Raw genomic sequence first — 18,028 nt, 5'->3', positions numbered from 1 at the left:
GGTAATACCCCCAATAAATAGCGGTACTCAAAAGTAGAATTTTCTCGTAACCAGAACGCAGGAGATTTTACATGAAGACATCACGTTATTCGGACAGCCAGATCATCAGCATCTTGAAGCAGGCGGAGGCTGGCACGCCGGTGCCTGAACTGTGCCGGGAGCATGGAATGAGCAGCGCCTGCTTTTATCGGTGGCGTGCAAAATACGGAGGCATGGATGCCTCGCTGATGAGCCGAATGAAAGAGCTGGAAGCGGAGAATGCCCGGCTCAAGAAGATGTATGCCGATGTGCAGCTTCAGAATGATGTCATCAAGGAAGCCATGGCAAAAAAGTGGTGAAGCCGTCCCGACGTCGCGAGATGGCAAGAACTGCTGTCTGCAAGGGGCGGCTGAGTATCAGGGCGGCGTGCAGCGCCTTTTCGATCAGCGAGACATGCTACCGGTATAAACCGAAGCTCTCAGACGAGAATGCCGAGATCGCTGACTGGCTTGTCGGCATAACCGATCGTCAGCGCAACTGGGGTTTCAAACTGTGCTTTTTGTATCTACGCAACGTGAAGGGCTATGGCTGGAACCATAAGCGTGTGTACCGGGTCTACCGGGAACTGGAGCTGAACCTACGGATCAAGCCGAGGAAGCGTCTGTATCGGGAAAAGCCTGAGCCACTTTCTGTGCCTGAGGCGATCAATGATGTCTGGAGTATGGACTTCATGCATGACCAGTTGTCGGATGGTCGCAGCTTCAGGGCCTTCAATGTGATTGACGACTATAATCGCGAAGCCTTGGGCATCGAGATCGACTTCTCCTTGCCAGCTACGCGTGTCATCAGGGCCTTGGACCAGATTATTGAATGGCGCGGGGCTCCCCTGGCTCTTCGCTGTGACAACGGTCCTGAGTATGTCGGTCACCAGTTGGCAGAGTGGGCTTCAAAACGCGGGATCGCCTTACAGTTCATCCAGCCAGGCAAGCCTCAGCAAAATGCCTATGTTGAGCGCTTCAACCGGACAGTTCGTTATGACTGGTTGAACCAGTATATCTTTGAGACAATTGCGGAGGTGCAGGAGGCCGCCACGGCCTGGCTCTGGACTTATAACCATGAGCGCCCCAATATGGCGCTCGGCGGCATCACGCCAAAACAGAAACTGGCCATGGGCATGCCCATGGCCGCCTAAAGTATTCTACTTTTGAAGCCCTCTATTATTGGGGGTATTACCGGCCCCGCCGCTGATTGGCGATAATTTCCTCAATTGCAGCGCCTATCCTCGGCGGGCAACCTGGCCCAGAACGCGGATCGTCGCCAGAAAACCAGCCATCAAAGGTCGGTGTCAAGCACGCTCAGTATACGCTACAGCGTATATATCTGACTTATACGCTGTAGCGTATATTGACGAAATATGCGCTATAGCGTATATGCTATCTTAACTGATTATATGAGGCAGTTATGGATCATCAGCTTGTCAGGTCGGCCAAGGATATCGGGATCGCGCTCCGGCGGCGGCGGCGTACGCGCAATCTCACACAAGCAGAGCTCGCGCAGCGTGCTGGGCTCAGGCAGAGCACGGTCTCACAGGTCGAGAATGGCCTCGAGACGGTAAAGCTCAGTACCATCATTGAGCTTATGCGCGTGCTTGATCTCGAGATCCAATTGCAGCCGCGCAGCAAAAGCACACCCCAGGATATTGAGGACCTGTTCTGATGGCGCGGCAAAAAAGGGCGTCCCGCCTCCTGGTCGCCCTCAATGGCCGACATGTGGGCAATCTTGACCGCTCGAACAACGGTGCCGTCAGCTTCACCTATGCAGCCGATTGGCTTGCGGATATGCGGCGGGCTATCCCGGTTTCCCTGTCCTTGCCTCTTCGCGAAGAGCGCTATGTCGGTGCGCCCGTCTTGGCTTATTTTGACAACCTGCTGCCCGAGAATGATCCCATCAGACGCAAAGTTGCCGAAAGGGTCGGGGCTGAGGGCACGGACGCTTTCAGCATGCTTGATAAAATCGGCCGGGATTGTGTGGGAGCCCTGCAGTTCGTACCGGACGGAGACGATATTGCACAGCCGGGTCCGCCGGAAGGGGAACCGGTGGATGACGCAGCAGTCGCCGACATCATCCGCAATCTGGCCACGGCGCCTCTTGGCATCCGCACAGACAAGGACCGCGACTTCCGTATCTCGCTTGCCGGGGTTCAGGAGAAGACGGCTCTTCTATGGGCGGATGGATGGCAAATACCGAAAGCGGCCACACCGACCACCCACATTCTCAAGCCCCAGCTCGGCAAACTGCCGAACGGCCTTGATATGTCGGACAGCGTCGAGAATGAGCATTTTTGCCTCACACTGTGCGCCGAGTTTGGCCTCGATGTGGCAGGTAGCCAGATCATCGATTTCGAAGACAATCGCGTTCTGGTCGTGGAGAGGTTTGATCGGCGCCACACAAAAGATGGCCGGTTGCTGCGCTTGCCGCAGGAAGACTTCTGCCAGGCTCTTGGCGTACCGGCGACCCGAAAATACAATAATGAAGGCGGACCCGGTATCGGCGAATGCCTGCATCTATTGGGCGGCAGCGACTATGCCGATGAGGACCGCCGGCATTTCCTCAAAGCCCAGATGCTTTTCTGGCTCATGGGGGCAACTGACGGGCACGCCAAAAATTTCAGCCTGTATCTGGCGCCGGGCGGCGGATACCGGATGACTCCTTTTTACGACATCATGTCGGCCGAGCCCAATCTGGCTCGGCATGAACTGCGCCGGCAGGAGATGAAACTGGCTATGGCGGTTGGCGACAGACGGCATTATCCGATCGACACCATCTATCCACGGCACTTTCTGCAAAGTGGCAAGGCAGCTGCGATGGACCCCGACGAGATCGAGGAAATCCATGCATCGATACAGGAGGCCGCTGATGGCGCGACCGAGCGCGCCAGAACAAAAATGCTAGAGGACTTGCCTGAAGAAGTGGTGGTAAAAATCTCAGAGGCTGTTCAATTGCGGCTCCGCAGACCAATGCAAGAACTATGAACACTGCATCGGTCAAATGAGGTGGCTCGAGTTCTTGATTGCAGGCGATGCATCAGCACCGGAATTTCTACAGGCTGCCGAGTGCCAAAGCTCACCCCATTTGAGCTTCAGCTCCAGTTTGTATAGGTATCAAAACTTGAGATATCGAAATTTTTCTACTAAAAAAACTGAGACCATTTTTGAAAACTTTTTTACCTCGACGGCAAAACTCGAGACGGATCGGCGTTAATAGACCAAAAAAGTAAACTCATATTTATTCAATAAATTCAAATAATTATACGATAAAAGCCATTTAAAGCCACATCAAAACAACAGACAACTTTAGATCGGGTTACACTGGCAGTGTAGAGGTTTCGTTTCCTCCTTGTCGCCCTTGTGGCTTTCACCCAGCCCGCGCTTGGCGCGCCCGCGCTCTGGCGGGTGGCAGACAGCGACACGGAAATCCACATCTTCGGCACCCTGCACATCCTTTCGGATGGCATGAACTGGCTGAGCCCGGAGGCTCGCGTGGCCTTCATGGACGCCGACGCGCTGATCGTGGAGCTGAGCGGCGAGGAAATCGACCGCGCCGGCCCCCTCTTTACCACGGCTGGCAAATTGCCCGAGGGGCAGACCCTGCGTTCGCTTGTGGGCAGCGGCATCTATAATGACGTGGAGCGACTGTCGCGCAAGCTCGGCCTGCCGGCCAATCATTTCATGGAGAATACGCCCTGGTTCACCGGGCTGTCGCTTTCGGTCATTGGCCTTGTCAAAGCGGGCTATAATCCGGCGAGCGGGGCGGACAAGTTTTTCATCGCCCAGGCCGAGGGCATGGCAAAACCCGTTTTCGGGCTGGAGACCGCGGTGCAGCAGGTTGCCCTGTTCCAGAACCTGACCGTCCAGCAGGAGAAGGCCCTGCTCATCGATACGCTCAAACAGAATGCACAGATCGACGTGCATTTTGCCGCCATGCAGGCTGCCTGGCTTGAGGGCAACACCACGGAGCTTGATCATATCCTCAATGATGCACTCAAGATCGCGCCGGGGCTGAGGGAACAGATGCTCACAACCCGCAACCGCGACTGGGCCGGCAAGCTGATGCAGGTCCTGGACAAACCGGGCAAGTTTTTTGTCGCCGTGGGGGCCGGGCACTTAACCGGCAGCGATTCGCTCATCCTCATGCTGGAGGGCATGGGCGCGCCGCCCGCCCGGATTGAATAGGACAGACCATGACCGCAGGCTATTCTGGCACCCCGCTGATCAAGAAACTGGGCATCAAGGAAGGCTTCCGGGTGCGCCTTGAACATGCCCCGGTGCATTATGACACGCTGCTCGGCCCACTGCCCGTGGGCGTTGAGGATTCACAAGATGACTGTGACTTCATCCATGCCTTTTACAAGGAACGCGCGCTGTTCGCTGCGGAACTGCCAAGCCTGATGGCGGCCATCAAACGTGACGGCATGATCTGGATTTCATGGCCCAAGAAGGCATCGAAAGTCCCGACTGACATGACAGAGGATGTGGTGCGCGACGTGGCGCTCCCCATGGGCCTTGTCGACGTGAAGGTCTGTGCTGTCGATGAAGTCTGGTCCGGCCTCAAGCTCGTGATTCGCAAGGAACTGCGGTAGCTCAGCCGTCGGCCCTGCTGAGGTCGGCGAGGACATCGGGCCGGTCTGCAAACAGGCGGCGAAGCTGGGCCTGCGCCTCTGGTGCAGGCAGCGCGCCCTGCGGCTTCACAGTGGGATAGGCGCTGAAGTCCATACCGAACAGTGGCGGCGAAAGGTCCGGGCGGTAGCGGGCGCGCACGGCCTCGTTGCTGTCTTGATACTGTGCCACAAAACGCTCGGCTTCTGATCGGGTCGGCTGGACGGAGGGCGCAGCAGGCAGCGCCTCAAGGCGTTCGAGAAGCATGCCGCGCCAGCGCCCCGAAGGCGCAAACACACCGTCCTTTTGTGTATTCACATACGCCAGCAGGCGCTGCGCCTCTGCGGGCAAGGCTTCATTGCGCCGGGGTGGCACACAAAATCCTGCGTCCCACAAGATACCCGCAGCGAAACAGAAATCGCTCAGCAGGTTTTGATCCTGAAACGCTTCCTTGTCATACAGGCGCACCGTCAGCGCCCCTTGGCCAAAGGTATCCTCATACAGGGAGCAGGCCGCGTGGTAGTTGAAGCGGTGCGCCTGTGCGCCGAACGAAAGGTCCGGCTCCGTATGCGCATAGCCGGCCCGAAGCGCTGTCGAATAAAGACTGACCGCCACCTCATCCTGCCGGCGGACATAGAAGAGGACCCTGACCTTGCGCGCCAGCGGTCGCAGCAAATTGGCGAGGCGCGCAGCTTCCTCCGCGTTTTTCACCCGGGTATGGCAATGTTCGCCCGAGAATATGAGGCGCCGGAACCCCGCTGCGGCCGCATCAGCCAGCTCTGCGTGCAACGCCGCCAAAAAGGTCTCCTGAAAGGCTGCCAGCGCCTGCGGGCTTGCATCCCCCACCTCCTGCCGGAGGAAGCCCTGTTCACGCACGCTGTTCTGGGCAGCAACCGCAAGACGGGTGTGATTTTCTTCGCCAGGGGTGTGGGGATAATAGATATTCTGTGCGCCAAGCCGGTCCCGGTTCGCGCTCAGGAAACGCTGGATGGTGGACGTGCCGGTTTTCTCTGCACCGATGTGCAGAATGATTTTATCGAAAACCGGGGCCGCCATGGCCACGGTCAACCGTTGATGCTGTCGGCGATCGCGCGTGCCGCCGCCGCCGGATCATCCGCCCCAGTAATCGGGCGCCCGATCACGAGGATATCGGCGCCGGCTGTCACCGCGTCCGCTGGGGTCATCACCCGCTTCTGGTCACCGGCAGCGCTGCCGGCCGGCCGAATGCCGGGCACAATAAGCTTGAAGGTTTCGCCGCCCGCCTTGCGCGCAAGCGTGATTTCGCGCGGGCTGCACACGAGGCCGTCGATGCCGCTCGATTTGGCGAGGCCCGCGAGGCGTGCCACCTGTGCCTCGACCGCGTCCGCCACGCCGATAGCATTCAGGTCGCTGCCATCAAGGCTCGTCAGTACACTCACGCCGATCACCCAGGGCTTATCAAGCCCGTGTCGGTCAGCCTCTTCCGCCGCGGTTTCGGCTGCGCGGCGCATCATCTCCGGCCCGCCCTGCGTGTGGATCGTGAAGAGCTTCGGTCCAAGCGGTGCCACAGCGCGAATGGCGCCCGCCACCGTGTTTGGGATGTCATGGAACTTGAGGTCGAGGAAGATCGGCAGGCCTGCGTCTGCCACACGCTTGAAGCCGTCAGCGCCGTTCGCGCAGAAGAACTCGAGCCCCAGCTTGATGCCACCCACGCTGCCCTTGAGCGCTTCTGCAAGCGCTGTCGCCTTGGCGACATCAACAGTGTCGAGGGCGCAATAGATGCGGTCGCTGGGTTTTACGGTTTCAGGCATGGGCGTATTCCTTTTCGGCCGGGCGGTTGCCCCCGGATTAGCCCTGTTTGCCCCCATTTGGCAAGGCCTCGGTCGCACTGCGCACCGTTTCGTGGGCGCTCCTGGCGTGTGCCTTGTGCACATCTTCCGAGAGCGCAGAGACCTGGTCCTCCAGGTATCCGGCACGGCGTTCGGCCTTGCGCCGGCGGGCAAAGCCCTTGAGCCGCAGCCAGCCAGTCACACCGCCTGCAATCAGGAGGCCGACGAAGATGCCAAGAAACAGAACAAGGTAAAGCGGCACCGACACAGAGAGGGCACCAAAAGGCTCAAGTGCCAAAACCACATGCTGGCGGTTGGAAACCGAAAAAAGAATGAGGAGAAGCGCAAGCGCAAACCAGAAAATGCGGCGAATCAGGCTGCCGAGAGACTGTGCCATGACACTCTTTCGATTAGGTATCTGCGGTCCGGGCCTCGCCACACAAGCGCGGGGCCCATCGGTTTCTAGTCGTTCAGCCGCTCACGCAGGTCCTTGCCGGTCTTGAAGTAGGGCACCCGTTTTTCGGCCACCTCAACCTTCTCGCCCGTGCGAGGGTTGCGCCCGACACGTGCCGGACGTTTTTTCACGGAAAAGGCACCAAAACCGCGGAGTTCCACCCGGTCGCCACGCGCCAGCGCCGCAGTAATTTCATCAAAAATCTTGGATACGATGCGCTCAACGTCCCGATAATACAGATGGGGGTTGGCTTCGGAAATTTTTGCAATCAACTCGGACTTTATCATCTAGGTCCTCCCCTCGGGGCAATCTTGTCAGCAACACTCGGAACCAAGCTACCCGTGTCCAGCGCCTTAAGCGTGCCACCTGATCTCGCACACGTCAAGATAAGCCTTTCTAGGAAAAGGGCTTTTGTCACAGTTTTTTGAACCGGGCGCCGATGATGGACACGATGACGCCAAACTGAGCCGGAAATATGGCCACGCCCGGCCGAACCGGACGTGGCGTGTCAGGGGTTCAGGACCCCAGGTGCTCGAGGAACGCGCACAGCGCGGCAAGGGCGAAAAAAGCGGCCGCCGGCACAGCTGCAAGGCGAAAGGATTCCCGGTACATGGTGCCTTCCCTAGCTTGAGGCGTGTTCATGGGTTACCCGCCAGGTGTCACCCTTGCGTTCCAGGATGAAGGTGGCATAGCCGGTGGCACTGTGGTCACCGAAATCCAGCGTCCAGCGGCAGAAGATCATGCCGGAAGTGCCTGAAAACCGGCGAGCGCTGATTTCGGAAAAGGTCACCTGACCCATCTTGTCCCTGCCCGGATAATGGGTGGCATACCGTTCGCGGGTTGACTGCCAGCCGCGCGATGCCGATTTGCCAGCGGCAAAGACAAAACCTTCATCATTCCAGTAGCCATTCAGGAAGGCTGTCATGTCACCGCGGTTCCAGTCTGCCGCCATGGTATGCAGCCGTTCGATCATCGGCTCCGGGAGCGTCTCACCGGCACCGGCCGGCAGGGTGAAAACCGGCAGGGAGAAGAGAAAGACCGCCGCAAGGGCCGTCAATTTGAGCTGTCGTGTCATTATGGTCTCCTAAAAGAAAATGCGGGCCCGAAACAACGGACCCGCATTCCTTTTAGTCGCGCGTAGGGGGCACGGCTGTGCCCCACATCACAGGATGACTTATTTGTCTTCCTTGGCTTTCTCGAGTGCAGCACCGAGGATATCGCCGAGGCTTGCGCCCGAATCGGCGGAACCATACTGCTCAACAGCTGCTTTTTCTTCAGCAACTTCGAGGGCCTTGATGGAGAGGTTCAGCTTGCGGCTGCCTTTGTCCATGCCGGTAACCATGGCGTCAACCTTGTCACCTTCAGCGAAACGCTCAGGGCGCTGGTCAGCACGGTCACGGGCGAGGTCGGAGCGGCGGATGAACGCGGTAACGCCCGTGTCGCCAACTTCAACTTCGATGCCGTTCTCGTTTACAGCTTTAACCACACAGGTGACTTGTTCGCCTTTCTTCTTGGAAGAAACGTTGGAGAACGGATCGCCGGACAGTTGCTTGATGCCGAGGGAGATACGCTCTTTCTTCGTATCGACGTCGAGCACAACAGCCTTGACCATGTCGCCTTTCTTGAATTCCTGGATGGCTTCCTCGCCCGAACGCTCCCAATCGAGGTCGGAGAGGTGAACCATGCCGTCGACATCGCCGTCGAGGCCGATGAACAGACCGAATTCGGTGATGTTCTTGACTTCGCCTTCGATTTCGGTGCCGGCCGGGAATTTGGCAGCAAAAGCTTCCCACGGGTTTTCGCCACACTGCTTGAGGCCGAGGGAGATACGGCGCTTCGAAGGATCAACTTCGAGAACCATAACTTCGACTTCCTGGCTGGTGGATACGATTTTGCCCGGGTGTACGTTTTTCTTGACCCAGCTCATCTCGGACACGTGTACGAGACCTTCTACGCCGCTTTCGAGCTCAACGAAGGCACCGTAGTCGGTGATGTTCGTAACCGTACCGGTGAACTTGGCGCCAACCGGGTATTTGGCTTCGATGCCATCCCACGGATCGGCTGCAAGCTGCTTCATGCCGAGGCTGATGCGCTGCGTTTCCGGGTTGATGCGAACAACCTGTACTTTCACGGTCTCGCCGATCGACAGGACTTCCGACGGGTGGTTCACACGGCGCCAGGAGATGTCGGTCACGTGCAGCAGGCCGTCGATACCGCCGAGGTCAACGAAGGCACCGTAATCGGTGATGTTCTTCACAACGCCCTCAACAGCGTCGCCTTCCTGGATCTGACCCATGAGCTCAGCACGCTGCTCAGCACGGTCTTCTTCGAGGACGGCACGGCGCGATACAACGATGTTGCCGCGACGACGGTCCATCTTCAGGATCTGGAACGGCTGCTCGATGTTCATGAGCGGGGTCACGTCACGGATCGGACGGATGTCAACCTGGCTGCCCGGCAGGAATGCAACAGCGCCAGAGAGGTCAACCGTGAAGCCGCCTTTAACGCGGCCGAAGATAACGCCGTCAACACGGGCGTCGCCTTCAAATGCTTTTTCAAGCATTTCCCAAGCTTCTTCACGACGAGCTTTGTCGCGCGACAGGATCGCTTCGCCGAGCGCGTTCTCAACGCGGTCCACGAATACTTCTACGGTGTCGCCGATCTTGATCTCAGCCGCTTTGCCAGCCGGGGCAAATTCTTTGAGCGGTACACGGCCTTCAGCTTTGAGGCCAATGTCCACAATCGCAAAGTCGTTCTCGATGGAAACGACGGTACCCTTTACAACACGGCCTTCAAAGCCGTCGTCTTCGGAGGGGAGGGTTTCGTTAAGCAGTGCCTCAAAATCGTCGAGGCTCGGCATCTTTGCCGCTTCAGACATGTAGTCTTCCTTTCAGGTCTATACTTTTCGTGCCAGCCGGTTGGCTCCGGCGGTCTTCTTCCGGGTTTCTCAAGTGCGGGACCACCCCGCGCTTTTCTGTGGTCCGGAAGCCTCAAACACCAACAAATTATGACCCCTCGGGCCAAGCTTCCCAGTATGGTCAGCGTCTGGCCCGGGAGTCGCTCTCGTAAAGCGTCATCGGTTATTGGGGCGCCATGCGTTCTTTCACAAGTGCCGCCGCCCTTAAAAACACGGCGTCTATATCCAAATTGCTCGTATCAAGCAAGAGGGCATCTTCCGCGGGCTTCAGGGGCGCATCCTCGCGGTTCATGTCGCGTTCGTCCCTTTCGCGCACGTCGGCGAGTATAACACCAAAATCGGGCTCGACGCCACGCTCCTCCAGCTCCTTGAAACGGCGCTTCGCACGCACCTCCGCGCTTGCGGTCACAAAGAGCTTCACGTCCGCGCCGGGGCACACGACCGTGCCGATGTCCCGGCCATCCAGCACCGCGCCGGGTCGGCCTTCCGGTGGGTTGGCTGCAAAATTACGCTGAAAATCCAGAAGGTTAGCTCGAACGCCCGGGAGGGCTGCCACCTTGGAAGCTGCGTTACCTGTCGCCTCCGCCCGCAGTTCGGGGTCAGAGAGCAGCGCAAGGTCAAGGCTTTTGGACTGCGCCTCCGCCACACCGGCATCGGCCGGGTTGCCACCGACGCGCAGCACGCTGAGGCCCACGGCACGGTAGAGCCCGCCGGTGTCGAGATAGGCGAAGCCGAACTCATCCGCCAGCCGCCGCGCCAAAGTGCCCTTGCCCGCCGCTGCCGGCCCGTCAATTGCGATAATCAATGCGAATCACCTCCCAAAGTTCGAGCTAGGGTTATAGGCCCATCCGCAAACCCTGCCAATTTTTTTGCTTGATTTCCCATTGTACCCCATGTACCCCTATTACAGATGGTACATATCAAAAACAGCGAACAGCCATGAACATCACAATCGATATCGACAGCGAGGAACCGCTTTTTGCCCAGGTGGTGGAGCAGGTCAAAGGCGCGGTACGAGCCCAGGCCCTGAAGCCGGGCAACGCCCTGCCGTCCATCCGCCAGCTTGCGGGCGACCTTGGGCTCAATAACAAGACGGTTGCCAAGGCATACCGCCTGCTTGAGCGTGACAATGTCATCGTCACCCGCGGCTATCGCGGCACCTTCATCCATGATGACGCGGAGCAACATTGCTCCTTCGACCTGGCTGGCTGGACCCGGTCCCAGCTCGCCACCGCCATTGAAGCCTGCCGCAAGGCGGGCGCCACTGACAGCGAGATCCGCATCGCCTTCGCAAGCGCGATGCAGGAATAGAAAGGAAGAGCAGAAAATGCCTGCCGATTTCAACATGACCGCCGTACTCACCCTGATGTACGCCGTGTTCCTGAGCCAGATCTACCTCATCTCCGTGCATTATCCGCGCAAGATGTGCGCGCGTATCCGCGAGGTGATCGAAGCCTACCCGCCCGCAGACTATCCCAAGCTCTACCCCGGCCCCTATGCCTGGTACGCCGAAAGCGCAAAAAGCCGCGGCCTCAGCCTTTTCATGGCGATAAATTACGCCATCGCGGCCCTTGGCCTTGTCATCCTTGGCGTCATGCTGGGCACGGGGTATGAGCCAGCGCTTCTGGGCGGTGATGAGGTTTTTGTCATGCTGTATTTCATGCTGCAGATGTGCCCGCTTTTTTACATCCAGATTGCCGAATTTCGCCACTATGCGCTGATGCGGCAGCAGTTTGCGGAAACGCGCCGTTCGGCGTCTCTGGCCCCGCGCCGCATGAGCCAGTTTGTGCCGCCAAAGCTTGTCGCGCTGGCCGCCCTTCTCTTCGCCCTGTGGCTGGTATTTTACCTCAGCGGCAAGGGCGACATAGCTACATGGGGCAGCGAGGTTTATGCCACGCTTGTGATGATCACCGGCATGAACATCTTCTACGTGCTCTATATGCGCCGCATGGTGTTTGGCAAGAAGATCGACCCCTACCGCGCGGACGAGGATCGCGACCGCCAAATCCGCGTGATGGGCAAGATCTATGTGCTGTCCAGCATCGGTGTCAGCCTGTTCCTTGCCCTCACCCAGGCCGCAGACCAGTATGGCTTCGAGATTTTCGATCCCGTGCTTGTCAGTTTCTACCTGCAGCTTTGCATCATCGGCGGCCTCGGTTTTGTGTTCCGGGACATTTCCGTGAACAGCCTGAATTTTGAGGTTTACCGCAAGCAAACGGCCAGCCAGCCCTGACATAGCCACTCGTCATCATATGCCCGCACCCTCCCGACGTCCCTAAGCGCGAGGGGGTTCGCTTTCACGACAGCGAGGGACATATGGCACGGCAGCGGGCTCCATGCGGGGCCCGCTGTTTTGTTTGGCCGGTAACCCAATATGGATTCGACTCTCCGCCATATCAGTGATAAGAACAAAAAGCGAACACATGAGAGGGACGGACCATGATTGAAAGCGCAACGGCGGTGCTGCCGGTTGACCGCATTGAACCCAGTATCGACTTTTTTGCCCGTGTCGGCTTCGAGAAGGTGGTCGAGGTGCCGGAAGGCGACCATCTGGGTTTTGCCATCCTGATGCAGGGCGGTGTGCAGCTCATGTACCAGACCCGAACCAGCATCTTTGAGGACAGCGGCATGCTGCCAAACCCGAATGAGGGCACGCCCGTGCTGATGTTCCTGAAAACGGACGACCTTGAGGGATGCAAAAAAGCGCTGGAGGGTTATGAGGTGGTAATGAAAGAACGCACCACCTTCTACGGCGCGCGTGAAATCGGCTACCGCGAGCCCGGCGGCCATATTGTCACCTTCGCGGAATTCGCTGAAGAAGCCGAGGGCTGATCAACGCGCGAGCTTGAGCCCCGCACCAAGGCCGGTTAACAGGTCGATGAACACGGGGAAGCTCGTTTGGATGGGTGCGGCGTCATCGATGGTGATGGCGCTTTCCGCCATCTGGCCGAGGACCGAGAAGCTCATGGCGATGCGGTGATCAAGGTGGGTGGCGACAATGCCGCCGCCCTTCACCTTGCCGCCCGCACCCCTGATCTCGATCCCGTCTTCAAATTCGGTCAACTCAACGCCGTTGGCCTTCAGGCCCGCCGCCATCACGGCGAGACGGTCCGATTCCTTGACCCGCAGCTCCTCAAGGCCCTTAAAGCGGCTGGTGCCTTCCGCGACCGCAGCGGCACAGAAAAGCACAGGGAACTCGTCAATCATCGTCGACGGGTCAACCGGCAGTTCAGATACGGCCTTGAGCTTCGCCGCACGCACCCGCAGGTCCGCCACCGGCTCACCGCCAAGCGTACGTTCGTTCAAAATCTCGATATCCGCGCCCATGGCCTTGAGCGCGTGCACGATGCCGGTGCGCAAGGGGTTCATGCCCACATTCTCGACCGTGATGTCCGAGCCCGGGATGATGGATGCGGCGACCAGCAGGAAGGCGCTCGAGGAAATGTCACCCGGCACCTCGAAGTTCACGGGCTTCAGCTCAGGCTGGCCGGTGAGGCGCACGACATAAAGCCCGTCTTCTTCTGCCGTCTCAATCTCCGCGCCCATGGATTTGAGCATGCGTTCGGTGTGGTCGCGGGTGGCGACCTTCTCGCGCACCGTGGTCACACCCGGTGTATTGAGCCCCGCCAGCAGCACGGCGGACTTCACCTGCGCGCTCGCCATCGGCGTGGTGTAATCGATCGGCAGCGGGTTCTGGCTGCCGGTGACCGTAAGCGGCAGGAACTTGCCGTCGCGTGCACTGAAGGTGGCCCCCATGGTGGTGAGCGGGTCGATCACGCGGCCCATGGGGCGGCCACGCAAGCTCGCGTCGCCGGTCATGGTCACGGTAATGTCATGACTGGCAATCAGGCCCATGATCAGGCGCGTGGACGTGCCCGAATTGCCCATGTCGATCACATTATCGGGCGTCTGCAGCCCGCCAATGCCCACGCCGTGCACAACCCAGTGCCCTTCGCCGATTCGCTCAACGCGGGCACCCATGGCACGCATGGCCTCGGCCGTCGCCAGCACATCCTCGCCTTCGAGAAGCCCTGTAACCTCGCTTTTCCCCACGGCCAGTGCCGAAAGCATGATGGAACGGTGGGAAATGGACTTGTCACCCGGCACTTTCACAGTGCCGTTCAACGGACTACGGGGCGATGAAATAAGACTTGGCACGAGAGGAATTCCGGCTTTAGAAGTATGGACAGACACTAATGCTTTGACAGGCGCAAACGATCATGGCAAGGGATGCGCCGAATTCTTGGCCGAAAAGCGCAATGAGCGCAAGGCCTGATAAGTGCGGAAACGCAAGGAGAGAGACGTGGCGAAACCCGAATGGGGCACAAAGCGCACCTGCCCGAAATGCGGCACGCGCTTTTATGATCTGGGTAAAGACGACCCGGCAACCTGCATCGATTGCGGCAACCAGTGGGCGCCTGAGCCTGTTCTGAAAGCCAAGCAACCGGTTATCATTGAAGACAAGCCTGCCAAGGAAGCCGACAAAGACGAGGACGATGTGGATCTCGACGACGAGGACGACATCGATATCGATGACGATGATGATGTTCTCGGTGACGTAAGCCTTGACGACGACGATGATGACGAAGTGTCGGGCATGGTCGACACGTCGCTTTCGGACGACGAAAACTAAGCAAATTCGCTCTGCGGGCGGCAGTTTTGCCGCCCGGGGCACCCTGGTTCCCCGAACTGTTTTTTTTGCTTGCGCGAGAATAGGGCTCCGCCTATAGTCCGCGCCGTTCCGGGGACGGAACACCACCAGCAGATCGTCATGATCATGGGGCCGTAGCTCAGCTGGGAGAGCGCTACACTGGCAGTGTAGAGGTCGTCGGTTCGATCCCGATCGGCTCCACCACTCACAAGTGGTTGATATTAAAGGAAAAATTCTTATTCCTTGTCGCTCTGCAGCAAAGTGCTAGAGCTCTGAGTCAGAGGCGGTGAGTCTCTCGACCAATCCATCTCCAAAACTTCGGCTAAATGGTCTCTCTTTTGCGGATTCGATTCAGGAATCAAATTTATCCCGTGTTTACGCGGGCTTGCGCGGACGATTTTTTGCGAATTGGTCGCTGGTTCGTCTCACTGGAAGCCCACCACCAGTAAAGCATTGATATAGAACGATATTTTTTGATTCGGCACTTCCCGCAGTTCTGCGGGAGATGGGCTGATCGAATTGGATCAGAGACCCTTCATTTCAGCTCAAAATCGGTCATTTCCAGCCCCGGTCTCTGTTGGGCTTTTGACGTCCAATCCGTTGAAGCAGTCTGGTGTCAGATAAACACCCATCCATCCGGGCGATAGCCTCCTAAAACCAGACTATCAATACGAATGACCGTGCCTCGAGAGGCCGCCCTCGGCACAGGCAAAACCAGGATGTCATAAGGAAATCAGGGCAAGCCAGACCAGACGAATCCGAGCACGCGTCTCTGGTCCTGCCAGTCGAGGGGGAGGTCCTTGAGACGCTTGAGTTTCTGGGGCGTGAGGTCGACGGGCTGTTCGCCATGGAGGATGGCGGTGACGATATCCGGAGCGAGGAAAGCCAATGGCAGGATGCGACTCACATCTGCCGGATGCACCTGTTCCCGTTCGGCAATGTCCCGGACCTTTTCGACTTTGCCGGTCTTCAAATCCTCGAACCAGCAGTGGGCTCGTGCCACAAGTTTCACGAGGGTTTCATCGGTGGGTTTTGATTCAGACTTCTGGCCCGGTATGACCAATCTCATTTCCGCTCCGCGACGCTTGAGTTGAACGGGAACGGTGATCCGGGGAGGGTCGTTCTTCTGTTGATCAGGAGTCTCATCTGAATCCGATATTGGGCCTATCGCGCCTAAACGCTCCCGAAGCTCCAGGGGATCAAAGGTGATCCTGATTTCGTAGAGGCTGACATCGATGCGCTGGATCAGCGGGCGCAGGAGATGTTTGAATGTATCCGGGTCGGTCTTCTCTTTGGCGGTCTGGATATGTTTCGAGAACCTGGCGCAGGCTATGGTGACTTTATCCAACCGGGTTGACGTCAAGATGTCACTGCCCGTCAGTTTCAGGACCTGCACTGGATCTCTCAGAAGGTCCAGGATGCTGGTGAGAATGATGTCCTCCACCTGTCTGGCCGGGAGACGCCAACCCTTGTTGGGATCGGTCTTCTTGTCCCTGAGAGATGCTGAGATGTAATAGCGATACCGTCTGCCACCTTTCTGACTGTGGCTGGCGACCATGCGTTCTCCGCTGTCGTCATAAAGAAGGCCTGCGACCCAGGAAGGTGAAGGAAGGGTCCTGTTTTTGTTCTTGCCCGGACCATTCTTGTCGAGAAGGGCCTGGACCTTCTCCCAGATATCGTGGTCTATGATGGCCTCATGTTCGCCCTCATAGAGCTTGTCCTTGTGACGGATCTTTCCGGCATAGAGCGGGTTGCGGAGAAGATAATAAAGCTGGCCCCGTGAGAAGTAATGCCCACCAACTGTCTTACCGCTTTGCTGGGTATAGCGCTTGCTCCTCAGGCCTTGGTCCCGGGCGGTAAGGGTCAGGTGTTTGACGTTCCCGAGGTCGAGGTAAGTCTCGAAGAGCCAGCGGACTGTCCGGGCTTCTCCTTCATTGATGTAAAGCTTCCTGTCCCTGAGATCATAGCCGAGGGGCACCGGCCCTCCCATCCATATGCCCTTCTTCTTAGACGCCGCAATCTTGTCCCGGATGCGCTCTCCGGTGACTTCCCGCTCGAACTGGGCAAAGGACAAGAGGACATTCAGGGTCAATCGTCCCATGGAGCTGGTGGTGTTGAAGGACTGGGTCACTGAGACAAAGGACACGCCCTTGTCTTCCAGTCTCTGGACAATATGGGCGAAGTCCAGCAGGGACCGTGTCAACCGATCCACCTTGTAGACCACCACCACGTCGACTCTACCGGCATCGATATCGCCCAGAAGCGTCTGCAAGCCCGGACGGTTCATGGACCCGCCCGAGAAACCGCCGTCGTCATAGCGATCCCCTAAACAATTCCACCCCTCATGGGCCTGGGACTTCACATAGGCCTCGCAGGCCTCTCTCTGGGCATCCAGACTGTTGAACTCCTGCTCCAGTCCATCCTCCGTGGACTTCCGGGTGTAGATGGCGCAGCGGAGCCTGGTCATGGGGTGGGGTCCGGTTCGGGGTGAGGCATGGCGTCAGTCTTGGCATCTTCTGTGAGTAACTCTGGATAAGCGGGAGCGTTGACACTGCTATTGTTTGGCGACCTGGAGGCTGGGCGTTTTGCGCTGGAATTCGGGGTTGGGGGCTTTGCTCGCGCTGGATTGTAGGCGTCCACTGCATCCGACCGCTTCCGCAGGCCAAAGAAGCGGTTCCCGCTCCAGCGGGTGCCGGTGATGGTCCGGGCGATGGCGGAGAGCGATGCGTAAACACGTCCGTTCCACACCAGCCCGTCCTCGGTCACATCCACCACATGGACGGTACCGCGCCATTCTCGCATCAGCCGGGTGCCGGGCGTAAGTTGGAGAGAGTCGGTAGAAGCCTTTGATGAGCTTGGGTCGGCGACCTGACGGAGTTCTTGCCTTACGGCAGATTTCAAACCCCCTGAGCCTAGTTTCTGAACTTCATAGGCCAGAGCATAAATCATCAGACGGTGGCTCAGGCCCTTGGGAACGGCGGCGCCGAACGTCTCTACCCATTGCGATTTGAGTTCTGCATGAGAGAGGGAGGGCAAGGCGGCAAGGCCGGTTGCCACCTTGGCTGCGCTCTCGGCCGTCCCTCTGTTTCCGTTCGGGACGCTGGAGTGTTTAGGCCTTCTTGCGGTACGAGCAGTCATGATTTATCTCTGCTCCAAATGATACAGAGCGGTACCGTCCCGAGTTGTTCGTCGAATTGTATATCCCCGCGCCCGAAGTCGACTGAGTGCACCGCGAACCGTTGCTTGCTTCCACCCGGTTAGCGTCGTCAGGTCATGCAGGGAAGTCGCTTCTGACGCTTCAAGGCAGTAAACAATCTCTCCAAGCTTGCCGGCAGGGGGAGTTAGGCGGATGCGGTCCCTTGGTCTGGCGTTTAGAACAGTTTTCCAGCGGCTAATCATCGACCTCACCTGTGTCGCAAGGCCTGATCGCGTTACTCCGTCTCCGGGGGCGTCCAGCATTGTCTGTCTCCACTTCTCATTTTCGTCTCGTCCATGCATCCATGGAACCGACACCAATGCCAGTGGAATGTAGAGATAGAAAGGTTCTATTCGAACGAGTGTAGC

At 58.2% G+C, this 18,028-nt stretch carries 19 protein-coding genes and 1 tRNA gene; 10 read left to right on the top strand and 10 right to left on the bottom strand.

Translation table 11 applies throughout. The features are described 5' to 3' along the window. The first annotated feature begins 71 nt into the window (after window positions 1–71). The 5 genes from KORM41_RS02910 (at window position 72) to KORM41_RS02890 (ending at window position 4,618) form a co-directional block, all read left to right on the top strand. Window positions 72–1,171, top strand: a protein-coding gene (locus KORM41_RS02910) for an IS3 family transposase (RefSeq protein WP_231727107.1) whose coding sequence is annotated in 2 segments (ribosomal slippage) — window positions 72–333 and window positions 333–1,171 — 1,101 coding nt in all. Because the reading frame shifts where the segments join, the coding sequence is not laid out codon by codon here. A 269-nt stretch (window positions 1,172–1,440) separates the two neighbouring features. Beyond that, window positions 1,441–1,695, top strand: coding sequence for a helix-turn-helix domain-containing protein (locus KORM41_RS02905; RefSeq protein ID WP_068144227.1), 255 nt, complete (start codon window positions 1,441–1,443; stop codon window positions 1,693–1,695). Then, window positions 1,695–3,011 carry a type II toxin-antitoxin system HipA family toxin gene (locus KORM41_RS02900; protein ID WP_068144224.1) on the top strand — a complete coding sequence of 439 codons (1,317 nt, stop codon included), beginning with the start codon at window positions 1,695–1,697 and terminating at the stop codon, window positions 3,009–3,011. Before KORM41_RS02905 ends, KORM41_RS02900 begins: the two co-directional genes overlap by 1 nt. 375 nt (window positions 3,012–3,386) lie before the next feature. Next, a complete protein-coding gene (locus KORM41_RS02895; RefSeq protein ID WP_068144221.1) occupies window positions 3,387–4,211 on the top strand; it encodes a TraB/GumN family protein in 825 nt (274 codons plus the stop codon). 8 nt (window positions 4,212–4,219) lie between these two features. Beyond that, window positions 4,220–4,618, top strand: coding sequence for a DUF3052 family protein (locus tag KORM41_RS02890; RefSeq protein ID WP_068144218.1), 399 nt, complete (start codon window positions 4,220–4,222; stop codon window positions 4,616–4,618). 1 nt (window position 4,619) lies between these two features. On the opposite strand, the gene KORM41_RS02885 is transcribed toward KORM41_RS02890, so the two are convergent. The 7 genes from KORM41_RS02885 to cmk form a co-directional block, all read right to left on the bottom strand. Beyond that, window positions 4,620–5,690, bottom strand: coding sequence for a hypothetical protein (locus KORM41_RS02885; protein WP_156431871.1), 1,071 nt, complete (start codon window positions 5,688–5,690; stop codon window positions 4,620–4,622). A gap of 8 nt (window positions 5,691–5,698) precedes the next feature. Then, entirely contained in the window at window positions 5,699–6,424 is a 726-nt protein-coding gene (gene pyrF, locus KORM41_RS02880) for an orotidine-5'-phosphate decarboxylase (RefSeq protein ID WP_068144211.1), read from the bottom strand. A 37-nt stretch (window positions 6,425–6,461) separates the two neighbouring features. Continuing rightward, window positions 6,462–6,839 (bottom strand): lipopolysaccharide assembly protein LapA domain-containing protein, encoded by a 378-nt coding sequence (locus tag KORM41_RS02875; protein WP_068144209.1) that lies wholly within the window; start codon window positions 6,837–6,839, stop codon window positions 6,462–6,464. A gap of 65 nt (window positions 6,840–6,904) precedes the next feature. Continuing rightward, the gene (locus KORM41_RS02870; RefSeq protein ID WP_068144206.1) at window positions 6,905–7,183 is read right to left on the bottom strand and encodes an integration host factor subunit beta; all 279 of its coding nucleotides are present in this window, start codon (window positions 7,181–7,183) and stop codon (window positions 6,905–6,907) included. Window positions 7,184–7,518: 335 nt separating this feature from the next. After that, on the bottom strand, window positions 7,519–7,971 hold the full coding sequence (locus tag KORM41_RS02865; RefSeq protein WP_068144203.1) for a YybH family protein: 453 nt from the start codon (window positions 7,969–7,971) through the stop codon (window positions 7,519–7,521). Between the two features lie 99 nt (window positions 7,972–8,070). Next, window positions 8,071–9,774, bottom strand: coding sequence for a 30S ribosomal protein S1 (gene rpsA, locus KORM41_RS02860; protein WP_068144200.1), 1,704 nt, complete (start codon window positions 9,772–9,774; stop codon window positions 8,071–8,073). Window positions 9,775–9,976: 202 nt separating this feature from the next. Further along, window positions 9,977–10,618 (bottom strand): (d)CMP kinase, encoded by a 642-nt coding sequence (gene cmk / locus KORM41_RS02855; RefSeq protein ID WP_068144198.1) that lies wholly within the window; start codon window positions 10,616–10,618, stop codon window positions 9,977–9,979. 134 nt (window positions 10,619–10,752) lie between these two features. Between cmk and KORM41_RS02850 the strand changes: the two genes are divergently transcribed. The 3 genes from KORM41_RS02850 (at window position 10,753) to KORM41_RS02840 (ending at window position 12,645) form a co-directional block, all read left to right on the top strand. After that, window positions 10,753–11,124 carry a GntR family transcriptional regulator gene (locus tag KORM41_RS02850; protein WP_068144195.1) on the top strand — a complete coding sequence of 124 codons (372 nt, stop codon included), beginning with the start codon at window positions 10,753–10,755 and terminating at the stop codon, window positions 11,122–11,124. Between the two features lie 34 nt (window positions 11,125–11,158). Continuing rightward, the gene (locus KORM41_RS02845; RefSeq protein WP_231727105.1) at window positions 11,159–12,046 is read left to right on the top strand and encodes a hypothetical protein; all 888 of its coding nucleotides are present in this window, start codon (window positions 11,159–11,161) and stop codon (window positions 12,044–12,046) included. Window positions 12,047–12,252: 206 nt separating this feature from the next. After that, entirely contained in the window at window positions 12,253–12,645 is a 393-nt protein-coding gene (locus KORM41_RS02840; protein WP_068144189.1) for a VOC family protein, read from the top strand. On the opposite strand, the gene aroA is transcribed toward KORM41_RS02840, so the two are convergent. Continuing rightward, window positions 12,646–13,971: a 3-phosphoshikimate 1-carboxyvinyltransferase gene (aroA, locus tag KORM41_RS02835; RefSeq protein WP_082719703.1), complete on the bottom strand. Its 1,326-nt coding sequence runs from the start codon at window positions 13,969–13,971 to the stop codon at window positions 12,646–12,648. A 145-nt stretch (window positions 13,972–14,116) separates the two neighbouring features. Between aroA and KORM41_RS02830 the strand changes: the two genes are divergently transcribed. Both KORM41_RS02830 and KORM41_RS02825 read left to right on the top strand, forming a co-directional pair. Beyond that, window positions 14,117–14,446 carry an FYDLN acid domain-containing protein gene (locus tag KORM41_RS02830; protein ID WP_068144187.1) on the top strand — a complete coding sequence of 110 codons (330 nt, stop codon included), beginning with the start codon at window positions 14,117–14,119 and terminating at the stop codon, window positions 14,444–14,446. A 146-nt stretch (window positions 14,447–14,592) separates the two neighbouring features. Continuing rightward, window positions 14,593–14,668, top strand: a tRNA-Ala gene (locus KORM41_RS02825). A gap of 529 nt (window positions 14,669–15,197) precedes the next feature. On the opposite strand, the gene KORM41_RS02820 is transcribed toward KORM41_RS02825, so the two are convergent. Together KORM41_RS02820 and KORM41_RS02815 are read right to left on the bottom strand one after the other, a co-directional pair. Beyond that, window positions 15,198–16,931, bottom strand: coding sequence for a recombinase family protein (locus tag KORM41_RS02820; RefSeq protein WP_068144185.1), 1,734 nt, complete (start codon window positions 16,929–16,931; stop codon window positions 15,198–15,200). After that, window positions 16,928–17,602 carry a DUF2924 domain-containing protein gene (locus KORM41_RS02815; RefSeq protein WP_068144183.1) on the bottom strand — a complete coding sequence of 225 codons (675 nt, stop codon included), beginning with the start codon at window positions 17,600–17,602 and terminating at the stop codon, window positions 16,928–16,930. Before KORM41_RS02815 ends, KORM41_RS02820 begins: the two co-directional genes overlap by 4 nt. Between the last annotated feature and the right edge of the window lie 426 nt (window positions 17,603–18,028).

This window comes from Kordiimonas lipolytica (genome assembly GCF_001550065.1).
This window is presented reverse-complemented; position numbering and strand designations above follow the sequence as displayed.